General features: G+C 69.8%; 18 protein-coding genes and 1 pseudogene. 9 read left to right on the forward strand and 10 right to left on the reverse strand.

The genetic code is table 11. The annotated features are described in order from the left end of the window. Positions 1-252: 252 nt before the first annotated feature. Genes ACSYGN_RS28775 through ACSYGN_RS28785 form a run of 3 tightly spaced genes read left to right on the forward strand, consistent with a single transcriptional unit; the run spans position 253 to position 3,088 of the window. Positions 253-939 (forward strand): ABC transporter ATP-binding protein, encoded by a 687-nt coding sequence (locus ACSYGN_RS28775; RefSeq protein WP_460400626.1) that lies wholly within the window; start codon positions 253-255, stop codon positions 937-939. Further along, complete coding sequence (locus ACSYGN_RS28780) at positions 936-2,186, forward strand: hypothetical protein (protein WP_460400628.1); 1,251 nt, start codon at positions 936-938, stop codon at positions 2,184-2,186. Before ACSYGN_RS28775 ends, ACSYGN_RS28780 begins: the two co-directional genes overlap by 4 nt. Beyond that, the gene (locus ACSYGN_RS28785; protein ID WP_460400630.1) at positions 2,180-3,088 is read left to right on the forward strand and encodes a hypothetical protein; all 909 of its coding nucleotides are present in this window, start codon (positions 2,180-2,182) and stop codon (positions 3,086-3,088) included. The genes ACSYGN_RS28780 and ACSYGN_RS28785 overlap by 7 nt, the downstream gene beginning before the upstream one ends. Before the next feature lie 194 nt (positions 3,089-3,282). Here ACSYGN_RS28785 and ACSYGN_RS28790 read toward each other — a convergent pair whose 3' ends face one another. From ACSYGN_RS28790 to ACSYGN_RS28810, 5 genes and pseudogenes are all read right to left on the reverse strand, one after another. Continuing rightward, positions 3,283-3,414 carry a hypothetical protein gene (locus tag ACSYGN_RS28790; protein ID WP_460400632.1) on the reverse strand — a complete coding sequence of 44 codons (132 nt, stop codon included), beginning with the start codon at positions 3,412-3,414 and terminating at the stop codon, positions 3,283-3,285. A gap of 62 nt (positions 3,415-3,476) precedes the next feature. Next, positions 3,477-4,322 (reverse strand): serine hydrolase domain-containing protein, encoded by an 846-nt coding sequence (locus ACSYGN_RS28795; protein ID WP_460400634.1) that lies wholly within the window; start codon positions 4,320-4,322, stop codon positions 3,477-3,479. Positions 4,323-4,392: 70 nt separating this feature from the next. Continuing rightward, positions 4,393-6,195: a zinc ribbon domain-containing protein gene (locus ACSYGN_RS28800; RefSeq protein ID WP_460400636.1), complete on the reverse strand. Its 1,803-nt coding sequence runs from the start codon at positions 6,193-6,195 to the stop codon at positions 4,393-4,395. A 448-nt stretch (positions 6,196-6,643) separates the two neighbouring features. Then, positions 6,644-7,336, reverse strand: a complete 693-nt coding sequence (locus ACSYGN_RS28805) for an IS607 family transposase (RefSeq protein WP_460400638.1) — start codon at positions 7,334-7,336, stop codon at positions 6,644-6,646. Positions 7,337-7,514: 178 nt separating this feature from the next. After that, positions 7,515-7,811: pseudogene (locus ACSYGN_RS28810) on the reverse strand (GNAT family N-acetyltransferase); the annotation flags it as partial. Between the two features lie 150 nt (positions 7,812-7,961). Here ACSYGN_RS28810 and ACSYGN_RS28815 point away from each other — a divergent pair. Next, positions 7,962-8,468, forward strand: a complete 507-nt coding sequence (locus ACSYGN_RS28815; protein WP_460400640.1) for a MerR family transcriptional regulator — start codon at positions 7,962-7,964, stop codon at positions 8,466-8,468. Positions 8,469-8,533: 65 nt separating this feature from the next. Here the strand turns inward: ACSYGN_RS28815 and ACSYGN_RS28820 are convergent, their stop codons facing one another. The 3 genes from ACSYGN_RS28820 to ACSYGN_RS28830 all read right to left on the reverse strand — a co-directional run bounded on the left by ACSYGN_RS28820 (position 8,534) and on the right by ACSYGN_RS28830 (position 11,589). Further along, complete coding sequence (locus ACSYGN_RS28820) at positions 8,534-9,412, reverse strand: DUF4429 domain-containing protein (protein ID WP_460400642.1); 879 nt, start codon at positions 9,410-9,412, stop codon at positions 8,534-8,536. Between the two features lie 66 nt (positions 9,413-9,478). Continuing rightward, complete coding sequence (locus ACSYGN_RS28825; RefSeq protein WP_460400644.1) at positions 9,479-10,699, reverse strand: alpha/beta hydrolase; 1,221 nt, start codon at positions 10,697-10,699, stop codon at positions 9,479-9,481. Between the two features lie 167 nt (positions 10,700-10,866). Then, on the reverse strand, positions 10,867-11,589 hold the full coding sequence (locus ACSYGN_RS28830) for a TetR family transcriptional regulator (RefSeq protein WP_460400646.1): 723 nt from the start codon (positions 11,587-11,589) through the stop codon (positions 10,867-10,869). A 258-nt stretch (positions 11,590-11,847) separates the two neighbouring features. Between ACSYGN_RS28830 and ACSYGN_RS28835 the strand changes: the two genes are divergently transcribed. Next, positions 11,848-13,335 carry an MFS transporter gene (locus ACSYGN_RS28835; protein ID WP_460403797.1) on the forward strand — a complete coding sequence of 496 codons (1,488 nt, stop codon included), beginning with the start codon at positions 11,848-11,850 and terminating at the stop codon, positions 13,333-13,335. A gap of 678 nt (positions 13,336-14,013) precedes the next feature. On the opposite strand, the gene ACSYGN_RS28840 is transcribed toward ACSYGN_RS28835, so the two are convergent. Beyond that, a complete protein-coding gene (locus ACSYGN_RS28840) occupies positions 14,014-14,790 on the reverse strand; it encodes a potassium channel family protein (protein ID WP_460400648.1) in 777 nt (258 codons plus the stop codon). A gap of 103 nt (positions 14,791-14,893) precedes the next feature. Then, entirely contained in the window at positions 14,894-17,641 is a 2,748-nt protein-coding gene (gene aceE, locus ACSYGN_RS28845; RefSeq protein ID WP_460400650.1) for a pyruvate dehydrogenase (acetyl-transferring), homodimeric type, read from the reverse strand. A 456-nt stretch (positions 17,642-18,097) separates the two neighbouring features. Here aceE and ACSYGN_RS28850 point away from each other — a divergent pair, with 456 nt between their 5' ends. The 4 genes from ACSYGN_RS28850 to ACSYGN_RS28865 all read left to right on the forward strand — a co-directional run bounded on the left by ACSYGN_RS28850 (position 18,098) and on the right by ACSYGN_RS28865 (position 20,876). Next, positions 18,098-18,535, forward strand: coding sequence for a DUF3052 domain-containing protein (locus ACSYGN_RS28850; protein ID WP_460400652.1), 438 nt, complete (start codon positions 18,098-18,100; stop codon positions 18,533-18,535). A gap of 472 nt (positions 18,536-19,007) precedes the next feature. After that, positions 19,008-19,466 carry a peroxiredoxin gene (locus ACSYGN_RS28855; RefSeq protein ID WP_460400654.1) on the forward strand — a complete coding sequence of 153 codons (459 nt, stop codon included), beginning with the start codon at positions 19,008-19,010 and terminating at the stop codon, positions 19,464-19,466. Between the two features lie 113 nt (positions 19,467-19,579). Beyond that, on the forward strand, positions 19,580-20,155 hold the full coding sequence (locus ACSYGN_RS28860) for a TerD family protein (RefSeq protein ID WP_460400656.1): 576 nt from the start codon (positions 19,580-19,582) through the stop codon (positions 20,153-20,155). Positions 20,156-20,300: 145 nt separating this feature from the next. Continuing rightward, on the forward strand, positions 20,301-20,876 hold the full coding sequence (locus tag ACSYGN_RS28865; RefSeq protein WP_460400658.1) for a TerD family protein: 576 nt from the start codon (positions 20,301-20,303) through the stop codon (positions 20,874-20,876). The last annotated feature ends 25 nt before the right edge of the window (positions 20,877-20,901 follow it).

Genomic DNA, 20,901 nt, shown 5'->3' on the forward strand with positions numbered 1-20,901 from the left:
GTGTTTGCGTGATCATCTTGTGGTGAGCCTACGATCCCGCCGCCCCCTTGTGAGCCACGTCAACCGGCGTGGACCAGGGCACCGGTCGCGCATCTACAAGTTCAAGGCGTGCGACGAGAACGACTGGGCCCCGGACGACTGCTCCGGCTGGGTTATCCCCTAGCGGCCGCACCTTGACCGCCCCTGCCGCCCCGGCCGGTCACCGGCCGGGGCGGCGCACCCATTTCCCCCCACAGAACGGCGCCGCCAGCGGTGAAACAGAGTCATTCACAAGGACTGAGCATCTCAGAGCTCAGCTATCAGATCGACGACCGCCGCCTCCTTGACCGGGTCAACCTCACTGTTCGCCCAGGCGAGTCGGTCGCCGTAACCGGTCCGAGCGGGTCGGGGAAGTCAACTCTCCTGATGTGCGTCCTGGGGTTGATCAAGCCCCGCTCCGGCACTGTCTGCGTCAACGGCCTCGATCTCACCTCCCTTTCCACGGGCCAGTTGACGAAGGCGCGGCGCGAACTTCTCGGGATAGTGTTCCAATTCGGGGAACTGCTGCCCGAACTCACGCCGGTGGAAAACGTGGCTCTGCCCGTTCTGCTGGGCGGAGGGGATCATGAGGACGCCTACCGGCGGGCCCGGGTACTCCTTGAGGAGTTGGGCGTTCCGTCCGGCTCCACGCCGACCGGCATGCTGTCCGGAGGGGAGCGACAGCGAGCCGCCGTAGCACGAGCTTTGATCGCCCGTCCGGCCGTGCTCCTGGCCGACGAGCCGACCGGCGCCCTCGATCCGGAGGCGAAAGGTGACGTTGCGCGGCTGCTGTTCACCACGGCCGGTCGCCACGAGTGCGCCCTCCTCCTTGTCACGCACGACCGTTCGGTGGCCGAGCAGGCGGATCACAGATATGAGCTGCGCAACGGCCTTCTGACCGAGGCAGGGGTGGGCTCATGAGCAGGCGCGTGGGCAGGCAGATGGTGCGTATCGGCCTGGCGGCGGGACGGTCCACGCCTGGTGAACGCACCCGGTGGTGGGCCCTGTTCGCCGCAGCCGCCGCCCTCGCCGTCGTCGCGACGGCCACTGCTGCTGTGTTCGCCACCTACGCCGGGCGAGAGGAGCGTGCGGACACACGCGGCTTCCTCTTGACGACGGTTTCCGAGGGTGCGGACGCGATGGTCGTGGAACGGTTAGACACAGTCGGAGCGTTCCAGCACTCGGTGTTCTACGTGTACCCGCTCCAGAAGGACTTCCCGCCCCCTGCGGGGCTTTCGGCGTGGCCCGAGCCCGGACACGTCTACCTCTCCCCTGAACTCCTGCGCCAGGGCAAGACGGAGGGCGTGCTGCACCGGTACGGCACGTTCTCCGGAACCATTGGCGAACAAGGCCTGGTTTCGCCGTCCGAACGTCTCGCCTATGTGGGCCTGACCCACAGGCCTGACCCCGGCAAGGCCACTGTGCTGTACGTCCATGGGTACGGCAGTGGCGCCACGTCCAGCGTCGAAATGCTCGACCAGAAGCCGGTGTCGTCGTCCGCCGGGACCCTGTGGGCCGCGGTCGGTCTACCTGCCCTTGTTCTGGTGGTGGTGGCCGCCCGCGTCGGATCGTCCACGCGTGACCGGCGCACCGCCCTCCTGCATGCCCTGGGCGCCGGATGGATGCACCGCAGTCTGGTGTCTGTCGCGGAGGCGGCCGTACCGACAGCGCTGGGAACATGTGCCGGGGCCGTGCCGTACGCGCTCGCCTCGCTGTGGGACCTGCGCCTTCCGCCCACCGGATACATCCTCAACCACACCGATCTCCAGCAGTATGTTCCACAGGCGGCCGCAGCACTCGCCCTGTCCCTGGTGACGGTGGTGGCCGTCGTCGTCGGCACCAACCGCCTCCAGCGCACCAGGACATCGACTCGGCCCACGCCGAACGGCTCGAACATCCCGTGGTGGCGGATGGCCATGTGCGGAGTCGGTGTGGTGATCGTGCTGACCAGCCAGTACCTCGACCGGCGCTACGACACTCCCGTGTTCATGACCGGCACCGTCCTGATGTGGGCCTTCCTGCCCTCAGTTGCCGGCGCCCTGGTCCGGCGGGCGGGAACAGTGATCGCCCAGAACGGCTACCGGCGCGGACAGGCCGGGCGCATCATCGGCGGACGGTGGACGGCCGCTCATCCCGGTGTCATCGTCCGTCTGACAGTTCCATGGTGATCGGGCTGGGCCTCGTTGCTCAGATGCAGGTGTGGCAGAGCAGGTCGAGCGATGGGGCCAGCGCGGCACGGGCCAGCTATGCACACGTCGGGGACACTGTGATCGACGTTCACGCGCGCGGCATGACTGGCCGCGACGTCGACGACTTCTCCCAGTCCCTTCCTGCCGGCTCGCACGTACTGAAGGCGACGACCACGTACGTGGGATCCCAGGCGGTGCAGCACATTCTTCTCCAGGCGCCCTGCCCAGCCCTGACCACTCTCGGCCTGACGTGCAGCCGCACTCCCACACCCGTCCGTGACAATGGGAACGCGAAGGTCTGGGAGATGGTGCGGTGGCATCCCAACGCGCGTGTCCAAGCAGTCACGTCGCTGAGCATCACCAAGCCTGAGGAGTCCCTCATCGTGGTCACACCTCACCGAGGCCTGCTGCCAGACGTGAAGAAGGCGGCGTTCGCCCGGATGGCAAGTGCCGAACCGCCCGGCCTGGAATGGGTCACGGGCAAGGAAATGAGGGAGAACGTGAACAACTGGATCTCACTGTTCGGCATTCCCGGACTGATCGTCCTTGCCGGAGCCGGGGCAGTGAGCGCGGCATCAGAGTTCACTCGCATCCGGCGGACCCTCCCCGCAATCAGTGTTCTGACTGGAACGCCACACATCTTCCGGTCCGTGACCCGCTGGCACCTCACCATCCCCATGATCATGTGCACCGCCGTGTCCGTGGCCGTCACGTCCTGGCATTCCCTGTTCCTCATCACGATCGTCCAGGAAGGGCACGTGTCCTGGAAGGTCATAACCGCAGGTGCAACCGCCTGCGCTGCCTTGTCGGCCACCATCGGGGCGGTAGCGGGACGGTCGGCTGCACGGTCTGCCGGAACATGGCGGCCGACAGCGGACTGACGAGGCCGACAGCAGTCGATGTATGCCCGTCCGTTACCGAGAGGTCGGGGCGCACACACTCATTGTCGGGGCTCTGCAGGGGTGTGGCGACGACCTTGCAGAGCCACCGTGGAATGCTCGCATTGTGGGCCCCGGTGTTGCCCTTCCACCAGCGCGCCGGGGCCAGCTGCTGCTACAGCCCGGCGGCCGAATCGTCAGTGGCCACGGCCGTAGCGGCGGGTGGCCCTTCTCGTGGAGGCGAGCTCACGCTCGTACTCGACGGTGATGGAGACGTAGTAATTCACCACCGAGCTGCGGGCCGGGGAGATACGCGCCAGAACCTTCACGTCCACCTCGCTCGCGGCTAGCCTCGCGCATCACTTCCCAACGTGCAGCGGTCGGTTCATGCTCAAATACGCAATTCCGTCAGTACCGCGTCCGTGAACGTCGGCCACGCCTCGATCGCCCACGGGCCGAAGTCCCGGTCCGTCAGGGCTGTGCAGGCCAGGCCCGCCGCCGGGTCGATCCACAGGAACGTGCCGGACTGGCCGAAGTGGCCGAAGGTGTGGGGGGAGGAGGTGGCGCCCGTCCAGTGGGGGGATTTGGCGTCGCGGATCTCGAAGCCCAGGCCCCAGTCGTTGGGGTTCTGGTGGCCGTAGCCCGGCAGGACGCCCTTGGTGCCGGGGTACTGGACCGTCATCGCCTCGGCGACCGTGCGGGGGTCCAGGAGGCGGGGGGACTGTACCTCCGCGGCGAAGCGGAGCAGGTCCGTCACGGTTGAGACGGCGTCCTTTGCGGGGGAGCCGTCCAGGGTCGTCGCCGTCATGCCCAGGGGGGCCAGGACCGCCTGGCGGAGGTATTCCGGGAACGGGATGTCCGTCGCCTTTGCGATGTGGTCCCCGAGTTGTTCGAAACCGGCGTTGGAGTAGAGGCGGCGTTCGCCGGGGGCGAAGGTCACCCGGTGCTCGTCGAAGGCCAGGCCGGAGGTGTGGGCCAGGAGATGGCGGACGGTGGCGCCGGGCGGGCCCGCCGGTTCGTCGAGTTCGATCGCCCCTTCCTCGTACGCGACAAGGGCGGCGTACGCGGCCAGCGGCTTGGTGACCGACGCGAGCGGGAAGCGGCGGTCGGCGGGGCCGTGGGTGCCCAGGACCGTGCCGTCGGCCCGTACGACGCCCGCCGCGGCGGTGGGGACCGGCCAGTTCTCGATCAGGGCGAGGCTCCGGGCGAGGTTCTGGGCGAGGCTCTGCGAGGACATGGCCTTGAGCTTATGCCGCTAGAGGGCTTGGGGTGGAAGCGTCTCGGAAACTCTGTGAGTGCCTGAGGGTTCAGGCTTTTCGGGCGGGCGTGGCCGTGTTGCTGCCGTGGGGTCCGAACCTCGGGGTGAGGGTGTGGACTTCGGTGGCGTGCAGTTGGTGGAAGCCGGTCCGCTCGGCGGCGCGGGTGCGTCGCCGACAGGTTTCGCGTGAGAGCCGTCTCCCGCCGGTCGGAAGGAGTTCCTCCGGCCTTCGGGGGGCGGGTACTCCATGACCTGGCCCCCGCCGCCCCGGCAGGGGGGTGGGGGTCTGGGTGTCATGCCCCGCCGGACGCTGGACCACCCTGGTGGGGGTGGTGGCGGGGACCGTACGCACTTCGGGCATACGGCGGGAAGTCTTCGGCCGGCGGGCCGGAGTGGGCCGGGCCGGTGTGGGGCGCGTCTTGCCGGGAGTGGTCTTCGGCCCGCGTGCGCGGGTGGGCCGGGTGGCCGCGTGGCGGGCGCGGCGCAGGCGGCGGGTGGTCTTCTTCGGCCGTCGCACGCGGGTGACGGTGCCCTCGACGGTGGTGCGGATGGTGCGGGTGGCGGTGGCACGTTCGGTTCGGGTGTGGGACTGGGCGAGCAGGCCGCGCGAGACGATGCGGCGGGCGGCCGCCTGGTCGCGGTCCATGGACAGGCCGCAGCCGGTGCAGTGCGCCCATTTCCAGCCGCGTTCGCCCGGCCGGTCGGGGGCGGGACGGTGGCCGAGCGGTGCCAGGCATCGCGGGCAGCGGGCGGAGGTGCCGCGCGCGGGGACGGTGACCACCGCGATGCCCGCTTTGGCTGCCAGGTGCCGCATGGCCTCGACGACGGTGCCGCGGACCTGTCCGGACAGCCGGGCATTGCCCCGGCGCCTGCCGCGGGCCTGGAGGGTGGCCAGGTCCTCGAGGTAGATCACGGTGGCGCCGAGCGCGGCTGCCTGGTCGACCGCCCAGCGGGCCGCCGACCATGCCAGTGCGTCGTTGAGGTGCCGGATGCGGGCGCACACCCGTTCGTGCTCGCGCTGGAGGACCGCCGCTCGGTCGAGGAGTCGGCCCGCGGCGCGGTGCGGGGCACCGGGGGAGTCGGTGAGCGCGCGGTAGTGGTCGCGTTTGGCGGCCAGGCGTTCGCGCTGTCCGCGCAGCCGGTGCAGTTTCGCACTGACCGCGGTGGCGTCGAAGATCAGGGGGCGGCCGTCGGTGACCACCCGCCTGCTCTCGCCCCGCCCGGTCAGGCGGCCCACCGTGCCGGTGAGCAGGGTGTTCACACCCCAGTCGAAACCGGCCGCCACCTGGTGTCCGGTGGCCGGGGCGGTGGACAGCGGCCTTGAGTGCGGCAGATCCACCGCGATCCGCCCGGCCGGGGTCGGGCGCAGCGTCGGGGCGTGCAGGACGGCGTCCGGCTCGACGGCGGGCGGCAGGCGCAGGTCGATGACATGCCAGGCGAAGTCGGGGCGGGAGACGGGCGCGGCCGTGAGGGGGAGTTTCACCCGCAGCCGGGCCGTCACCGCGTCCACGCGCTGAAGGGTGGTCTGCCGGCGGTCCATCGCCGCCAGCAGCACCAACGAGGCCAGCGTCGGGGGTTGTTCCAGCTCGCACAGCCCCGACGGGAGCCGCCCGGCACGGGTGCGGGCCCAGTCGCGGATCTGCCGGGTCCGGTTATGGATCTCAGCCGCACCCGTCCCCACCGGCAACACCTCCCGCAGTGCGGCCCACTCCGCCTGGGTGCGCCGGGAGGGATCGGCGGGCCACGCCGCCAGCAGCGCCCCGACCACGGCCCGGCGGTGCAAGGCCAGCCGCAGCGTGCGGGCGGCCTGCTCCTGTCCAGCACGCCGCACCCGGTCCGGCAGATACACCACCGTCCCGTCCGCACCGCCACACTCCACAGAGGCAGAGGCAGAGGCAGAGGCAGAGGCAGAGGCAGAGGCAGAGGCAGAGGCAGAGGCAGAGGCAGAGGCAGAGGCAGAGGCAGAGGCAGAGGCAGAGGCAGAGGCAGAGGCAGAGGCAGAGGCAGAGGCAGAGGCAGAGGCAGAGGCAGAGGCAGAGGCCGGGCCGGGGGTGTTCCAGCCCAGGCGGCGCAGGGCCATCCAGCCCTTGGACGGCAGCGCCCCGCCCCGCTCATCGACTCCGGTGGCCAGCGCGTCCAGCGACGTCTCGTCCCACCGGGCCGCGACCAGCCGGGCGGCCAGCTCCCGGCACAAGGCGGCCAGGAAACCCACCCGTTCGCACAGCACCCGCTGCCCGACCCTGTGCCCGCCGTCCTCGAGGACGGCACCAAAAGCGGTACACGTCGCCGTCGCCATCAACCTAGCCACAGCCACCCCCCACCCGCACAGCTTCGGCTTCAGCTTCAGCAGCAGTGACGCACCTCGGGTCTTTGCTGCCGGTGCCGGGATCACCGATCCGCTCACCGGCCTCGGCCAGCAGCCGCCGCCGCGCCTCACGCGAGTGCAGCCCGTACATCCGCCCCGCGAAGGTGGCCACCAGGGACATGAAATCGTCCAGCAGCTCTTCCATCCCCCCGGCCGTGCCCCTGGCATGCAGGACCTCAACCGCCACCTGGCGATGAGCGAGCACCTCGATCAGCCAGGCCGCACCGAACCGGGCCAGGCGGTCACGATGCGTGACCCGCACATGGGTGAACTCCCCCGCCATGGCCCGCTTCAGCAACCGGTCCAGACCCGGACGCGACTCCCGCAGCCCCGAGGCCCGGTCCCGGAACACCGCGACCACCGCACCCGAAGCCGAGGCCCGCAACTCCGCCTCCTGCGCGGCCAGCGACGACTCCTGCCCGCCGGTTCCCGAGACCCGCACATACAACGCCTCACGCCGCTCAGCCGACGCCGTACTCCCCGTCAACGTGTCCAACGCCCCGACGGAGAAACGCCGTTCCCGGCCCACCCACACCACCGCGACCCTGCCCTCGTTCGCCCACAGCCGCAGCGTCCCCGGGTGCACACCCACCCTGCGCGCGGCCACCGCCAGACGAAGAAGCTCCATGACCACGGACCTTACGGCCGCATCATCACCGAACAGTCCAAACCGGCGTGAACCCCACACAATCGCTTGACAGACCGCCGGATCACCTACACACCCACACCAACTCTGCTACGCAGCATCAACAAGGATCCATAAGCGAAACACCCAACAGTTGAAGACCCTGTGCGGCGGGCCTCCGGTCGGTGGCCACCGAGAAGACGTAGCCGACCATGCCCTGCGGGTTCGTGGAGCGGCCGATGCGGTACTCCACGGTGCCCGCCACCAGGGCGGCCAGCGCGCCCGGCCGTTCCGGGTGGTCCACCACGAACGCCGCGAAGTTGTTGTTCTCCGCCGACAGTTGGGTGCGCAGAGTGGGCAGGGATGCCATGTGCCAGTCGGTGGACGTGTCTGCGTCGAACATCGAATCGATCATGACCTGGCGGAGGCGGAGCACCTCGGCCGCATCCTCGGTCGTGGCGCGGCGGGCGGGTGGCAAAGGGCTCATCGGGCTCACGGGGCTCACAGGGCTCGTAGGGCTCATGTGCCGCACGCTAGCGACAGGGGTCCGTCGACGTCTTGCGCATTTCCGACCGGGGTCATGGGTTCCGCTTGCTTCGAGCGCACTCCAACGTCATAGCGTTGGGCCATGACGGTGATGCAGACCACGGCAGTTACCACGGCAGTGACCACCGAGGAAGCCGGACCGGCCGACACCTGCGCCAGCCCGCCACCGCGCCACCCGCGCCCGGAGGGCCAGGACAGCTACACGATCAGCGAAGTCGTCGCCTTGACCGGCCTCAGCGCGCACACCCTGCGCTGGTACGAGCGGATCGGTCTGATGGCCCACGTGGACCGCTCGCACACCGGGCAGCGCCGCTACACCAACCGCGACCTCGACTGGCTCGCCCTCGTCGGCAAGCTGCGGCTGACCGGGATGCCGGTCGCCGACATGGTGCGGTACGCGGAGCTGGTGCGCGAGGGGGAGAGCACCTACGGCGAGCGGTACGAGCTGCTGGAGTCGACCCGCCGGGACGTGCTGGCCCGGATCGACGAACTCCACGACACCCTCGCCGTACTCGACCGGAAGATCAGCTTCTACGCCGACGCCGGGCGGGCCACGGCCTACGAGGCGGAGCACGCCAGGACCGGGTGACCGCGGTCACGGGTGACCCCGGGCACGGGTGGTCCCGGCCGGTGACGTCCCTAGGGCGTGTCGTCCTAGAGTTCGGCCAGCAGTTCCGCCTTCTTCACTGAGAACTCCTCGTCCGTGACCAGACCGGCCCGGTGTAGTTCGTCGAGGTGACGGATCCGTTCCGCGATGTCGGCCGGGTCGCGGCGGGCCGCGGGGATCATGGCGGTCGCCGGGGCGCCCGACGACCGTACGGCCGCCAAGACGGCCGCCGCGAACGGCAGCGACTCGTGCACCGGGCCGTAGCCGAGCCCGAACACCACGGCGGCCGGATCCTGGTCCGGCTGCCGTGTTCCGTTCCCTTCGGCGCTGCCGTTCCCGTTGCCGTGGCCGCCGTCGCGGCGGATGAGCCGCAGATGGCCCTCGAAGAGCTCCGGCGAGCGCCACTCCACGCCCGTGAGGTCGGCGACCCGGAAGGTCTGGTCGCCCGCCTTCCACTTCGCCGAGGACGCCCCCGTCCAGAACCAGCGGAACGACACCGCCTTGCCGTCGAAGGACACCTTCGCGTCGTACGCCTTGAACTGGCGCGGCGAGTCCGGGGGCGCCACCAGATGACGCTCCGCCGGGCCGCTCTCGGTCAGCAGGGCGCGCAACTCGTCGGCACAGCGCCCGGCGAGGGTCTCGTGCTCGGCCGGCAGGACCAGACGGTAGGGGTCGGAGCCCTCCTTGAGCTGGCCGTCGGCCGCGTCCATCAGCGGATCGGCGCCGGGGCGGGGCTCGGCGTGCAGCACCACGGTCCCGCGTTTGCCGGGGGTGAGGGTGACGCCCTGGAGGGCTTTCAGCGGTATCCGGCGTTCGCCGAGCGCCTGGAAGAGCTTGGGTGTGCGGATCCCCCGCTCGTAACGGATGAGCACGGAATCGGACTGGAACTCCCAGGCAGCATGAAATCCGGCCAGTACGTCACCCATGCGGCTCATCGTATGCGGCACGCGCTCTTTCGTCCCCTTCCCGCGCACACCGCACTTCTTGCGGCTCTACGCGCGTCCGGCTGTCGTGGCGGTGGGCAGTCCCGTCCGGCAGGTGTTCTCGTCTCCGGCGCAGCGCACCGCGCCGTATGCGCCGACCCCGATCTCGGCGAGGTTGCGCAGACTGTCGGTGCCCGGTTCGAAGTAGCCGGTGTGGCCCTTGGCGTCCAGTGCCGACAGCACCCGCGCGCCGAACGCGCGCGACACCGGGTCGGCGCCGTGGCCGAGACCGCCGACCTCCAGGTACGGCACGTCCTGGATCCAGTCGCTGCTGTCCCGCATCGCCCACACCTGGGCACGGGTGCCGAGGTGGGACGCCTTCGACGTGCGCATACCGGGGCTGCCGGCCACCGCTATGTCCGTCACCCTGGCCGGTACGTCGTGGGCGGCGACCCCGCAGACCACGGAGCCGTAGCTGTGGCAGAACAGGCCGACGCCCGCGGTGCCGGGCAGCGCCCGCAGCAGCGCGTTCAGCCGTACGGCGCCCTCCGCGGCGCGCACTCCGGTCGCCGCGTCCATGCCGAGGCCGCTGGGTGAGGTGTAGTCGGCCCAGGCGATCACGGCGGTACGGGACGCCGGGTCCGCGGCGTGCTCGGCCGCGTACAGCGCCTGTGCCATGCCGACCGGGGCCGTGTAACGGCGGTTGGTCTTCTGGAAGGTGAGCAGATCGGTGTCGACGCCGGGGACCACCACCGAGATCCGTCGCGCCCGGTCGAGGTCGCCGAAGACCTCGGCCACGCGTCCCGAGCCCTCCGGGTCGAACGCCAGGATGTGGCGGTCCTTCGCCATGAGGTCGGTGAAGCGGTGCATACGGCGGCCCGCCTCGTACTGTCCGTCGGGCGAGAGCCTGCTGTCGTGCATACGGCCGAGTTCCACCGTGCGGGCCTGGCCCACCGCGATGCGGTTCGCGGTGTAGCGCAGCGTGACGGGGGCGCCGTTCATATTGCCCACGGCGAGCGGATAGCGGTGGGCGAGGCGGGCGCGCTCCTGCGCGGTGAGCGAGGCGAAGAAGCGGGCCAGCCGGGCGGGGGAGGTGGCCGTCGGGTCGGGCAGCGGCAGCCCGTGCAGCCTGCCGTGCTCCCATGCGGCGCGGGAGGCGGCGATCGGGGTTGTCTCCCTGCGGCTGTGGAGCGCCGTCCATCCGGTGGTCGCCAGCATGACGAACACCACGCCCAGCGCGAGCACTGCGCGCCAGACGCTGAGTTGCGGGGAGGTGTCGAAGGAAGTCACTGAAAGGACACAGTAGGAGAACGGGAGAGCTGCGCGTTAACCGTGTGGCACGGATCACGTTTGGGACGGCGTGACGTTGGCCTCAAGGTGACTTTTATCGCCCCTAAGCGTGCCCAGGGGGCTCATTGGCCCCATTGACCTCAGGGTTCTTGGCGACCTCTTGGGCGTCACTTGGTACGCCAGTGGCCCGTCAGGGCGGAGCCCACCAGGTCGAGGTACGACGCCGTCAGCTCGCGGATCGCCTCCAGGCTGAAGTCCGCTCCCGTGCTCCACTGCCGTTCCGTCACCCTGATCACCCCGCCGAACACGGCGACCGCGAGCCGGGGCCGGGGGTCGCGGTCCACATCGACGCCCTCCCGGTCGGCGAGGAGCCGCGCCAGGGTCTCCTCGGTGTCGGCGGAACGGCGCAGATGGGCGGCGAGCAGCACCGGCGTCGACTCGATCTCCCGGTACATCCGTACGTACAGCTCCACGGGGACGACGGCCGCCAGCGACTCGCTCATCGTGTCCCAGCCCTCCGACACGGCCCGGCGCAGCGCCTCCATCGGGGCCTCGTGCGGCGGGCGGGCGCGCACCGCCTCGACGAAGTGCGCCTCGGCGATGCTCTGGGCGGCGAAGGCGGCGTCCTCCTTGCCGGCGAAGTAACGGAAGAAGGTGCGCTGCGAGACCTCGACGGCCTCGGCGATCTCGTCGACGGTGGTGTGCTCGTAGCCCTGGGTGGTGAACAGTTCGAGCGCGGCCCGCAGCAGGGCGTCCCGGGTGCGGCGCTTCTTCCGCTCGCGCAGCGATTCCGTGGGGGCCGTGGAGACCGGGGAGACGGGGGAGTCCGTTGAGTCCGTGGAGCTCGAAGTGGCTGAGGGGGCCGTCGGGGCCATAGGGGCCGTGTTCATCGGGGCTGGCTCTTTCTTTCGTCCGCCGTGCTGTTTTCCCAGTTCAGGTGAGGTGGGAGTGACGTGTCAGTTACCGACTTGTGAACCCATTTGTCAAGTGTCAGCGGCTGTCACTAGCCTCGACGCATGACTAGTCAGACCACCATCGACACGACGGGGTCGGGGGACAAGACGCCGTCGGCATTCTCGGACCGGTCGGCGCCCCAGGGGCTGCGCGGGCACTCCTGGACCACGCTCGTCACTGTCGCGGTCGGGGTCATGATGGTCGCCCTCGACGGCACCATCGTGGCCATCGCCAACCCTGCCATCGCCAAGGACCTCCACGCGACGTTCGCCGACGTCCAGTGGATAACCAACGCCTACTTCCTCGCGCTCGCCGTGTCGCTGATCACCGCGGGCAAACTCGGCGACCGCTTCGGGCACCGCCAGACCTTCCTCATCGGCGTCACCGGCTTCGCCGCCGCCTCCGGGGCCATCGGGCTGTCGAACAGCATCGCCTTCGTGGTCACCTTCCGGGTGTTCCAAGGCCTGTTCGGCGCACTGCTGATGCCGGCCGCGCTCGGCCTGCTGCGGGCCACCTTCCCCGCCGAGCGGCTCAACATGGCCATCGGCATCTGGGGCATGGTCATCGGCGCGTCCACCGCGGGCGGCCCGATCCTCGGCGGACTGCTCGTCCAGCACGTCAGCTGGCAGTCCGTGTTCTTCATCAACGTGCCAGTCGGCGCGCTGGCGCTGCTGCTGGGCCTGCTGATCCTGCTCGACCACCGCGCGGAGAACGCGCCGCGCTCCTTCGACCTGCTCGGTATCGCGCTGCTCTCCGGTGCGATGTTCTGCCTGGTCTGGGCGCTGATCAAGGCGCCGAGCTGGGGCTGGGGCGATGGCAAGACGTGGCTGTTCATAGGCGCCTCCGCGGTCGGCTTCGCCCTGTTCTCCTTCTGGGAGACCAAGGTCAAGGAACCGCTGATCCCGCTCACGCTGTTCCGTTCGGTGCCGCTGTCCGCCGGCGTCGTGCTGATGGTGCTGATGGCGATCGCCTTCATGGGCGGCCTGTTCTTCGTCACCTTCTACCTCCAGAACGTGCACGGCATGAGCCCGGTCGACGCGGGTCTCCATCTCCTTCCGCTCACCGGCATGATGATCGTCGGCTCGCCGGTCGCGGGTACGGCGATCACCAAGCTCGGTCCGCGCATCCCGCTCGCGGGCGGCATGGTCGCCACGGCGGTCGCCATGTACGGCATGTCCACGTTGAAGGCGGACACGGGCGGTGCGGTGATGTCCGTGTGGTTCGCGCTGCTGGGCTTCGGGCTCGCGCCGGTGATGGTCGGGGCGACGGAGGTCATCGTCGGCAACGCGCCCATGGAGCTGTCCGGTGTCGCCGGTGGTCTCCAGCAGGCGGCCATGCAGATCGGCGGCAGCCTCGGCACTGCCGTGCTGGGGGCGGTGATGGCGTCCAAGGTCGACCATGACCTCGCCGGTAACTGGGCCAGGGAGGGGTTGCCTCCGCTGACGTCTGCGCAGTCTGCTCTCGCGTCGCAAGCGGTTCAGACGGGGGCGGCCCCCGTGCCCCCGGGTACGCCTGCGGTGATCGCTGCGAAGATCTCTTCTGTCGCTCACGACACGTTCATCTCTGGGATGAGTCTTGCTTCGCTGGTTGCGGCGGGGGTTGCGGGGGTGGCGGTGTTTGTGGCGCTGCTGACGAAGCGGGGGGTTCACGCGGGGGGGTCGGCGGGGGTCGGCCACATCTAGCGCCACCGCTGGGCGGGCCGTCGACGGTGGGGGCCACGGGCCACCGGGCCGCCCTTTTGCGCAGTTCCCCGCGCCCCTTGGGGGTGCCGGTTGTTTCTTCGTCCGCGCGCGCGGGGGCTGGTCTCGCAGTTCCCCGCGCCCCTGAGGGGGTTGCCGTCGGCGTCGGCTGGGTGGCTTGCCCAGCCTCAGCCCCAGCCCCCTGCCCCAGCCGCAACCCCAGCCGTCGGCCCGGCCCAGCCGCAACCGCAACCGCAGCCGTCGGCCCGGCCCCAGCCCAGCGGCAACCGCAGCCGCAGGCAGTCGGCCCCGCCCGGCCGCGGGCAGTCGCCCCCGCCGCAGCCGCAGGCAGTCGGCCCCGCCCGGCCGCAGGCAGTCGGCCCAGCCCCAGCCCCCGCCGCAGCCGCAGGCAGTCGGCCCCGCCCGGCCGCAGGCGGTCGGCCGCGTCCGGCCGCGGGCAGTTGGCCCAGCCCCGGCCGTGGGCGGTCGGTCCCGTCCAGTTGCGGGCGGTCGTGCCGCTGGGGCGGCACGGGTGGGCGCGGGCGGTGCCCCGTTAGCGCCGGGGTGCGCGACCTGCCCCCGCGGTGCCCCATCGGTGCCGGGGCGGGGAACTTGCCCCCGGGTGCCCGTGGCGCAGGGTCGTCTTCAGCCTGCCCCCGCAACCGTGACCCCGGGTGCTCGTCACCGGCGGCGTAAGTCCTCTTCCCCCCTGGTGGTCAGGAGGGACACCTCCTGGCGTAGGGCTCGGATTTCCTCCGTCAGGAGTTCGATCGCCAGCGTCTGGCGGCGTTCCTCCACGTCGTCCAACTCGAACCGCGCGATGAACCACGCCGCGATGTTCGCCGTCACCACACCCAGCAGCGCGATGCCGGCCAGCATCAGGCCCACCGCGATCATCCGGCCCAGACCGGTGGTGGGGGCGTGGTCCCCGTACCCCACCGTCGTCATCGTCGTGAAGGACCACCACACCGCGTCACCCAGCGTGCGGATGTTCCCCTCCGGCGAGTCCCGTTCGACGGACAGCACCGCCAACGAGCCGAACATCAGCAGTCCGACGACCGATCCCACGACGTACGTCGTCAGACGGATCCGCGCCGCCATCCGGGCCCGCCGCCCCACCAGCAGCAGCGTCGACACCATCCGCAGCAGCCGCAGCGGTTGAAGGATCGGCAGGATCACCGCGCAGAGGTCCGGCCAGTGGGTGCGGACGAACCTCCGGCGGTCCGGGGACAGGACCAGACGCACCACGTAGTCCGCCGCGAAGGCTCCCCATACCCCCCACTCCACCACCGTGCACAGCGCTATCAGCCGCCGGCTCGCCGAACTGTCGACGATCGGCACGGCGTAGGCGACGGTGAACGCCACCGCGAGGGCCAGCAGAGGCCGCTCCGTGAGCCGTTCCCAGTCCCGCTGCGCCGAAGATGCCAAATCCGCCGAATCCGCCGAGCCTTCCCTCATGCCCCGCATCGTAGGGAGACCGTGCCGCGCAACGGCTGAAGGGCGGCTGAGCCGTATGCCCAGCCGCCCTTCAGTCACTCTTCAGAGCAAGCGCAGTGCGTAGTCACGCGTCGCCGCCCGCCGCGCCCGGGTCCGCCGCGGCCACCTCCAGCAGCCGGTAGCGGTCGATCGCCTGCTTCAGCACCGACCGGTCGACCTTCCCCTCGCGCGCCAGCTCGGTCAGCACGGTCACCACGATCGACTGCGCGTCGATGTGGAAGAACCGCCGCGCCGCGCCCCGCGTGTCGGCGAAGCCGAAGCCGTCCGCGCCCAGGGACTGGTAGGTGCCCGGCACCCAGCGTGCGATCTGGTCCGGCACCGACCGCATCCAGTCGGACACTGCCACGAACGGCCCCTCGGCCCCGCTGAGCTTGCGCGTCACCCACGGCACCCGCTGCTCCTCCTCGGGGTGCAGCAGATTGTGCTCCTCGCACGCCACCGCCTCGCGCCGCATCTCGTTCCAGGACGTCGCCGACCAGACGTCGGCCCGGACACCCCAGTCCTCGGCGAGGATGCGCTGCGCCTCCATCGCCCACGGCACCGCGACACCGGACGCCATGATCTGCGCCGGGACGGAGCCCGCCGTGCCCGCGCTGATGCGGTGGACGCCCTTGAGGATGCCCTCGACGTCCACGCCCTCCGGCTCGGCCGGGTGCTGGATCGGCTCGTTGTAGACGGTGAGGTAGTAGAAGACGTCCTCGCCGTGCGGGTGCTCGGCCGAGGTGCCGTACATCCGACGCAGGCCGTCCTGCACGATGTGCGCGATCTCGTACCCGTACGCCGGGTCGTACGCCACGCACGCCGGATTGGTGGAGGCCAGCAGCTGCGAGTGGCCGTCCGCGTGCTGGAGACCCTCGCCGGTCAGCGTCGTACGGCCGGCGGTCGCACCCAGTACGAAACCGCGCGCCATCTGGTCGGCCATCTGCCAGAACTGGTCACCCGTGCGCTGGAAACCGAACATCGAGTAGAAGACGTACACCGGGATCATCGGCTCGCCGTGCGTGGCGTAGGCCGAGCCCGCCGCGATCAGCGACGCCGTGCAGCCCGCCTCGGAGATGCCGTCGTGCAGCATCTGGCCGGTCGGGGACTCCTTGTACGCGAGCAGCAGCTCACGGTCGACCGACTCGTACTGCTGGCCCAGCGGGTTGTAGATCTTCGCGCTCGGGAAGAAGGAGTCCATGCCGAACGTGCGGTACTCGTCCGGTGCGATCAGCACGAACCGCTTGCCCAGCTCCTTGTCCCGCATGAGGTCCTTGAGCAGCCGGACAAAGGCCATGGTGGTGGCGATGGACTGCTGGCCGGTGCCCTTCTTCACCGTCGCGTACGCCTTGTCGTCCGGCAGGGGGAGCGGCTTGGAGCGTACGACGCGGGTCGGGACGTAGCCGCCGAGGCTCTTGCGGCGGTCGTGCATGTACTGCAGCTCGTCCGAGTCGCGGCCCGGGTGGTAGTACGGCGGCAGGCCGGACTCCAGTTCCCCGTCGGAGATCGGCAGGTGCAGCCGGTCGCGGAAGCCCTTGAGGTCGGCGACCGTCAGCTTCTTCATCTGGTGCGTGGCGTTGCGGCCCTCGAAGTTGGGGCCCAGGGTCCAGCCCTTGATCGTCTTGGCGAGGATCACCGTGGGCTGGCCCTTGTGCGCCTTGGCCGCCGAGAACGCCGCGAAGATCTTTTTGTGGTCGTGGCCGCCGCGCCCCAGGTGCAGGATCTGGTCGTCGGTCATGTGCTCGACCATCGAGCGCAGCCGGTGGTCGTCGCCGAAGAAGTGGTCGCGGATGTACGCGCCGGACTCGGTGGCGTACGTCTGGAACTGGCCGTCCGGCGTCGTGTTCATCTTGTTGACGAGGATGCCGTCGCGGTCCTGGGCGAGCAGCGGGTCCCAGGAGCGGTCCCAGATGAGCTTGATCACGTTCCAGCCGGCGCCGCGGAAGACCGACTCCAGCTCCTGGATGATCTTGCCGTTGCCGCGCACCGGGCCGTCGAGGCGCTGGAGGTTGCAGTTGACCACGAAGGTCAGATTGTCCAGGTTCTCACGGGCGGCGATGGTCAGCTGGCCGAGCGACTCGACCTCGTCCATCTCGCCGTCGCCGAGGAACGCCCACACATGCGAGCGGGAGGTGTCGGCGATGCCGCGCGCCTCCATGTAGCGGTTCATCCGGGCCTGGTAGATCGCGCCGAGCGGGCCGAGGCCCATGGAGACCGTCGGGAACTCCCAGAAGCCCGGCATGGAGCGCGGGTGCGGGTAGCTGGACAGTGCGTACGGGGCCTTGGACTTCTCCTGGCGGAAACCGTCGAGCTGGGCCTCGGAGAGACGGTCGAGCAGATACGCGCGCGCGTAGATGCCGGGGGAGGCGTGGCCCTGGAAGAAGACCTGGTCGCCGCCGTCGCCCTCGTCCTTGCCGCGGAAGAAGTGGTTGAAGCCGACGTCGTAGAGGGAGGCGGAGGACGCGAAGGTGGCGATGTGACCGCCGACGCCGATGCCGGGGCGCTGCGCGCGGGAGACCATCACGGCCGCGTTCCACCGCGTCGCGTTGAGGATCCTGCGCTCGATCTCCTCGTTGCCGGGGAAGAACGGCTCGTCCTTGGTGGCGATCGTGTTGACGTAGTCGGAGCTGCGCATCTCCGGGACGGCGACGCGCCGGGCGCGCGCCCGTTCGATCAGCCGGAGCATGAGGTAGCGGGCCCGCTCCCGGCCGCGTTCGTCGACCGCGGCGTCGAGGGAGTCCAGCCACTCCTGGGTCTCCTCGGGGTCGAAGTCAGGAACCTGACTCGGGAGGCCGCCAATGATGATCGGGTTGCGATCGGATGCGGAAGCCACGCTGTTCCTTACCTGTCAGAGGGCTGCTATGTCCTGTCTCCGCTGCTTGCAGCAGTGTCTGCACCGTTCCCCATCGTGTACCTCGCAACGCGCCGCGTCATCTCTACCGCGGAGTAACCGAGGCGTCCGTCAGGTCGCGCTCAAGGCACTCTCGGGGCGGGGCGGATCAAAACGCAACGATACGCGCGGCCTCCGACATGATCGGAAAAGGGTTCGACTTCCGGATCCAGGGATGATTCCCTAAGGTGCAAACCGGGCAGAACGGTGTGGTGTGTGTCACCTGTGGCCGTGATCCGGTGCCGTAAGTTGCGGCGACACGGCCAGGATCGTCACCGTTTCGGCGGTCCGAACGGCCGGGTACTTGCGCGATCCGTCCCGCCCGTGTGGACTACGGCCAATGCTTCGCGCACGCGCGTGGCTGAGTCATTCCCCAAAAACATGATCAGGAGGCAACCCGTGAGCGCGACCGCGGACCACGCGGAGGAGCGGACTAACCCTGCCGCCAGGCTGGGGTTCCAGCCCGGGCAGGTGGTCCAGGAGATCGGCTACGACGACGACGTCGACCAAGAGCTCCGCGAGGCCATCGAGGAGACCATCGGCACCGACCTGATGGACGAGGACTACGACGACGTAGCCGACGCCGTGGTGCTGTGGTTCCGCGATGAGGACGGCGACCTGACCGATGTGCTGGTGGACGCCACCACGTACATCGAGGAGGGCGGCGCGATCCTGCTGCTCACGCCCAAGACCGGGCGTACGGGCTATGTGGAGCCGAGCGACATCTCTGAAGCCGCGACGACGGCGGGTCTGTCGGCGGCCAAGGGCGTCAGCGTGGGCAAGGACTGGAGCGGGAGCCGGCTGGCTACGCCGAAGGCCGCGAAGTCCAAGAAGTAGCTGTTTGTCCGCCCCCGGCGGGCCGGGCCCGGGGGCGACAGCCACCACAGCGTGCCGCGTGCCGCGTGCACGTCACCGTCACCGTCACCCGGCCCTGGCCCGCCGGCTCGGCACCCGGCCCCGGCCGTCGGCTTGGCACTCGGAGCCTCGCAGTCCCCGGGCTGCCGGACCCGCCGGGCGCTGCCCTGCCCCCCAGCCTGTACGGCGGCGTACGTCGGTGGGGGGAGTCGCGCAGCCCGGCGCTTACGGGCGGCCGCCTGCGCCCACCCGTGCCGCCCCAGCGGCACGACTGCCCGCAGGCTGGGGCGTGGCCCGCCTGCCCGCAGGCTGGGTGGGGACAGTGGCTCCGGACTCCGGGCTCGGCAACTTACCTAGCGGCGCGGGGAACTGCGCGATCGGCCCCCACCGGCCCGCAGGGGGTGTCGATCCGTAGGGTGGGGGGACCTCAACCCCACCGAAGGGATGCACGACGATGGCGATCCAGGTCGGAGACAAGGCGCCCGGATTCGAGCTCAGGGACAACCACGGTGCCACCGTCCGGCTGGCCGATTTCCACGGTCGGCGGAATGTGGTGCTGCTCTTCTATCCCTTCGCCTTCACCGGCGTCTGCACCGGCGAACTGTGCGAGGTGCGCGACAACCTCCCGAAGTTCTCCGACCGTGAGACCGAGGTGCTCGCCGTCTCCAACGACTCCATCCACACCCTGCGCGTCTTCGCCGAGCAGGAGGGCCTGGAGTACCCGCTGCTGAGCGACTTCTGGCCGCACGGCGAGGTCTCGCGCGCGTACGGCGTGTTCGCCGAGGACAAGGGCTGCGCGGTGCGCGGCACCTTCGTGATCGACAAGGAGGGCATCGTGCGCTGGACCGTCGTCAATGCCCTGCCCGACGCCCGTGACCTGAACCAGTACGTCAGGGCGCTCGACACCCTGTGATTTGTGGCGTTCAGGGTCTGCGGCAGGCGGGAACCCGTTACTAGGATCGAATCGTTGATCCGGTATCCGACGCACGACGGGGCTCCCCGCCCCTGGACACACATGGAGGACTCGTGGGAGTCAGCCTCAGCAAGGGCGGCAACGTTTCACTGACCAAGGAGGCTCCTGGCCTGACCGCCGTCCTCGTCGGTCTGGGCTGGGACGTCCGTACCACCACCGGAACCGACTTCGACCTCGACGCCAGCGCTCTGCTGCTGAACGCGACGGGCAAGGTCGGCAGCGACAGCAACTTCGTCTTCTTCAACAATCTCAAGAGCCCCGACGGTTCCGTGGAGCACACGGGTGACAACCTGACGGGTGAGGGCGAGGGCGACGACGAGGTCATCAAGGTCAACCTCGCCGGCGTCCCGGCCGACGTCGACAAGATCGTCTTCCCGGTCTCCATCTACGACGCCGAGAACCGCCAGCAGTCCTTCGGCCAGGTGCGCAACGCGTTCATCCGCGTCCTCAACCAGGCCAACCAGGCGGAGATCGCCCGCTACGACCTGAGCGAGGACGCCTCCACCGAGACGGCCATGGTCTTCGGCGAGCTGTACCGGCACGGTGCGGAGTGGAAGTTCCGCGCCATCGGCCAGGGTTACGCCTCGGGCCTGCGCGGTATCGCGCAGGACTTCGGCGTCAACGTGTGACGTACGGCCCTGGCCGGCGGAGCGAGCCGTCGGCTTGAATCGCCGTCGGCTCGGCAACTCCGTCCTCCGGCGCCGCACGGTTTGTGTGCGGCGCCGGAGGTGCAGGACAACCGAAGAAGCACCACCTAGGGGAGGACCAGCAATCATGGGCGTCACGCTCGCCAAGGGAGGAAATGTCTCCCTGTCCAAGGCCGCACCCAATCTGACGAACGTCCTGATCGGGCTCGGCTGGGACGCGCGCTCCACCACCGGCGCCGACTTCGACCTGGACGCCAGCGCACTGCTGTGCGGCGGTGGACGGGTGCTGGGCGACGAGTGGTTCGTGTTCTACAACCAGCTCAAGAGCCCCGACGGTTCCGTGGAGCACACGGGTGACAACCTCACGGGTGAGGGCGAGGGTGACGACGAGTCGATCCTGGTGGACCTGGCCAAGGTGCCGCCCCAGTGCGACAAGATCGTCTTTCCGGTCTCCATCCACCTCGCCGACGAGCGGGGCCAGACTTTCGGCCAGGTGAGCAACGCGTTCATCCGGGTCGTCAACCAGGCCGACGGCCAGGAGCTCGCACGCTACGACCTCAGCGAAGACGCCTCCACCGAGACGGCGATGATCTTCGGCGAGGTGTACCGGTATCAGAACGAGTGGAAGTTCCGGGCCGTCGGACAAGGGTATGCGTCGGGACTTCGGGGAATCGCTCTAGACTTCGGAGTCAACGTTTCGTAAAGCCGGGTACGGCGCGGGGGAGAAC

The sequence above is a fragment of the Streptomyces sp. YIM S03343 genome (genome assembly GCF_054729195.1).

Coding starts and splice junctions, on each gene's coding strand:
- ACSYGN_RS28780 (WP_460400628.1), top strand. CDS start 936: ATGAGCAGGCGCGTGGGCAGGCAGATGGTGCGTATCGGCCTGGCGGCG.
- ACSYGN_RS28785 (WP_460400630.1), top strand. CDS start 2,180: ATGGTGATCGGGCTGGGCCTCGTTGCTCAGATGCAGGTGTGGCAGAGC.
- ACSYGN_RS28795 (WP_460400634.1), bottom strand. CDS start 4,322: ATGTCCTCGCAGAGCCTCGCCCAGAACCTCGCCCGGAGCCTCGCCCTG.
- ACSYGN_RS28805 (WP_460400638.1), bottom strand. CDS start 7,336: ATGGAGCTTCTTCGTCTGGCGGTGGCCGCGCGCAGGGTGGGTGTGCAC.
- ACSYGN_RS28815 (WP_460400640.1), top strand. CDS start 7,962: ATGACGGTGATGCAGACCACGGCAGTTACCACGGCAGTGACCACCGAG.
- ACSYGN_RS28820 (WP_460400642.1), bottom strand. CDS start 9,412: ATGGGTGACGTACTGGCCGGATTTCATGCTGCCTGGGAGTTCCAGTCC.
- ACSYGN_RS28830 (WP_460400646.1), bottom strand. CDS start 11,589: ATGAACACGGCCCCTATGGCCCCGACGGCCCCCTCAGCCACTTCGAGC.
- ACSYGN_RS28835 (WP_460403797.1), top strand. CDS start 11,848: ATGATGGTCGCCCTCGACGGCACCATCGTGGCCATCGCCAACCCTGCC.
- ACSYGN_RS28840 (WP_460400648.1), bottom strand. CDS start 14,790: ATGAGGGAAGGCTCGGCGGATTCGGCGGATTTGGCATCTTCGGCGCAG.
- ACSYGN_RS28855 (WP_460400654.1), top strand. CDS start 19,008: ATGGCGATCCAGGTCGGAGACAAGGCGCCCGGATTCGAGCTCAGGGAC.
- ACSYGN_RS28865 (WP_460400658.1), top strand. CDS start 20,301: ATGGGCGTCACGCTCGCCAAGGGAGGAAATGTCTCCCTGTCCAAGGCC.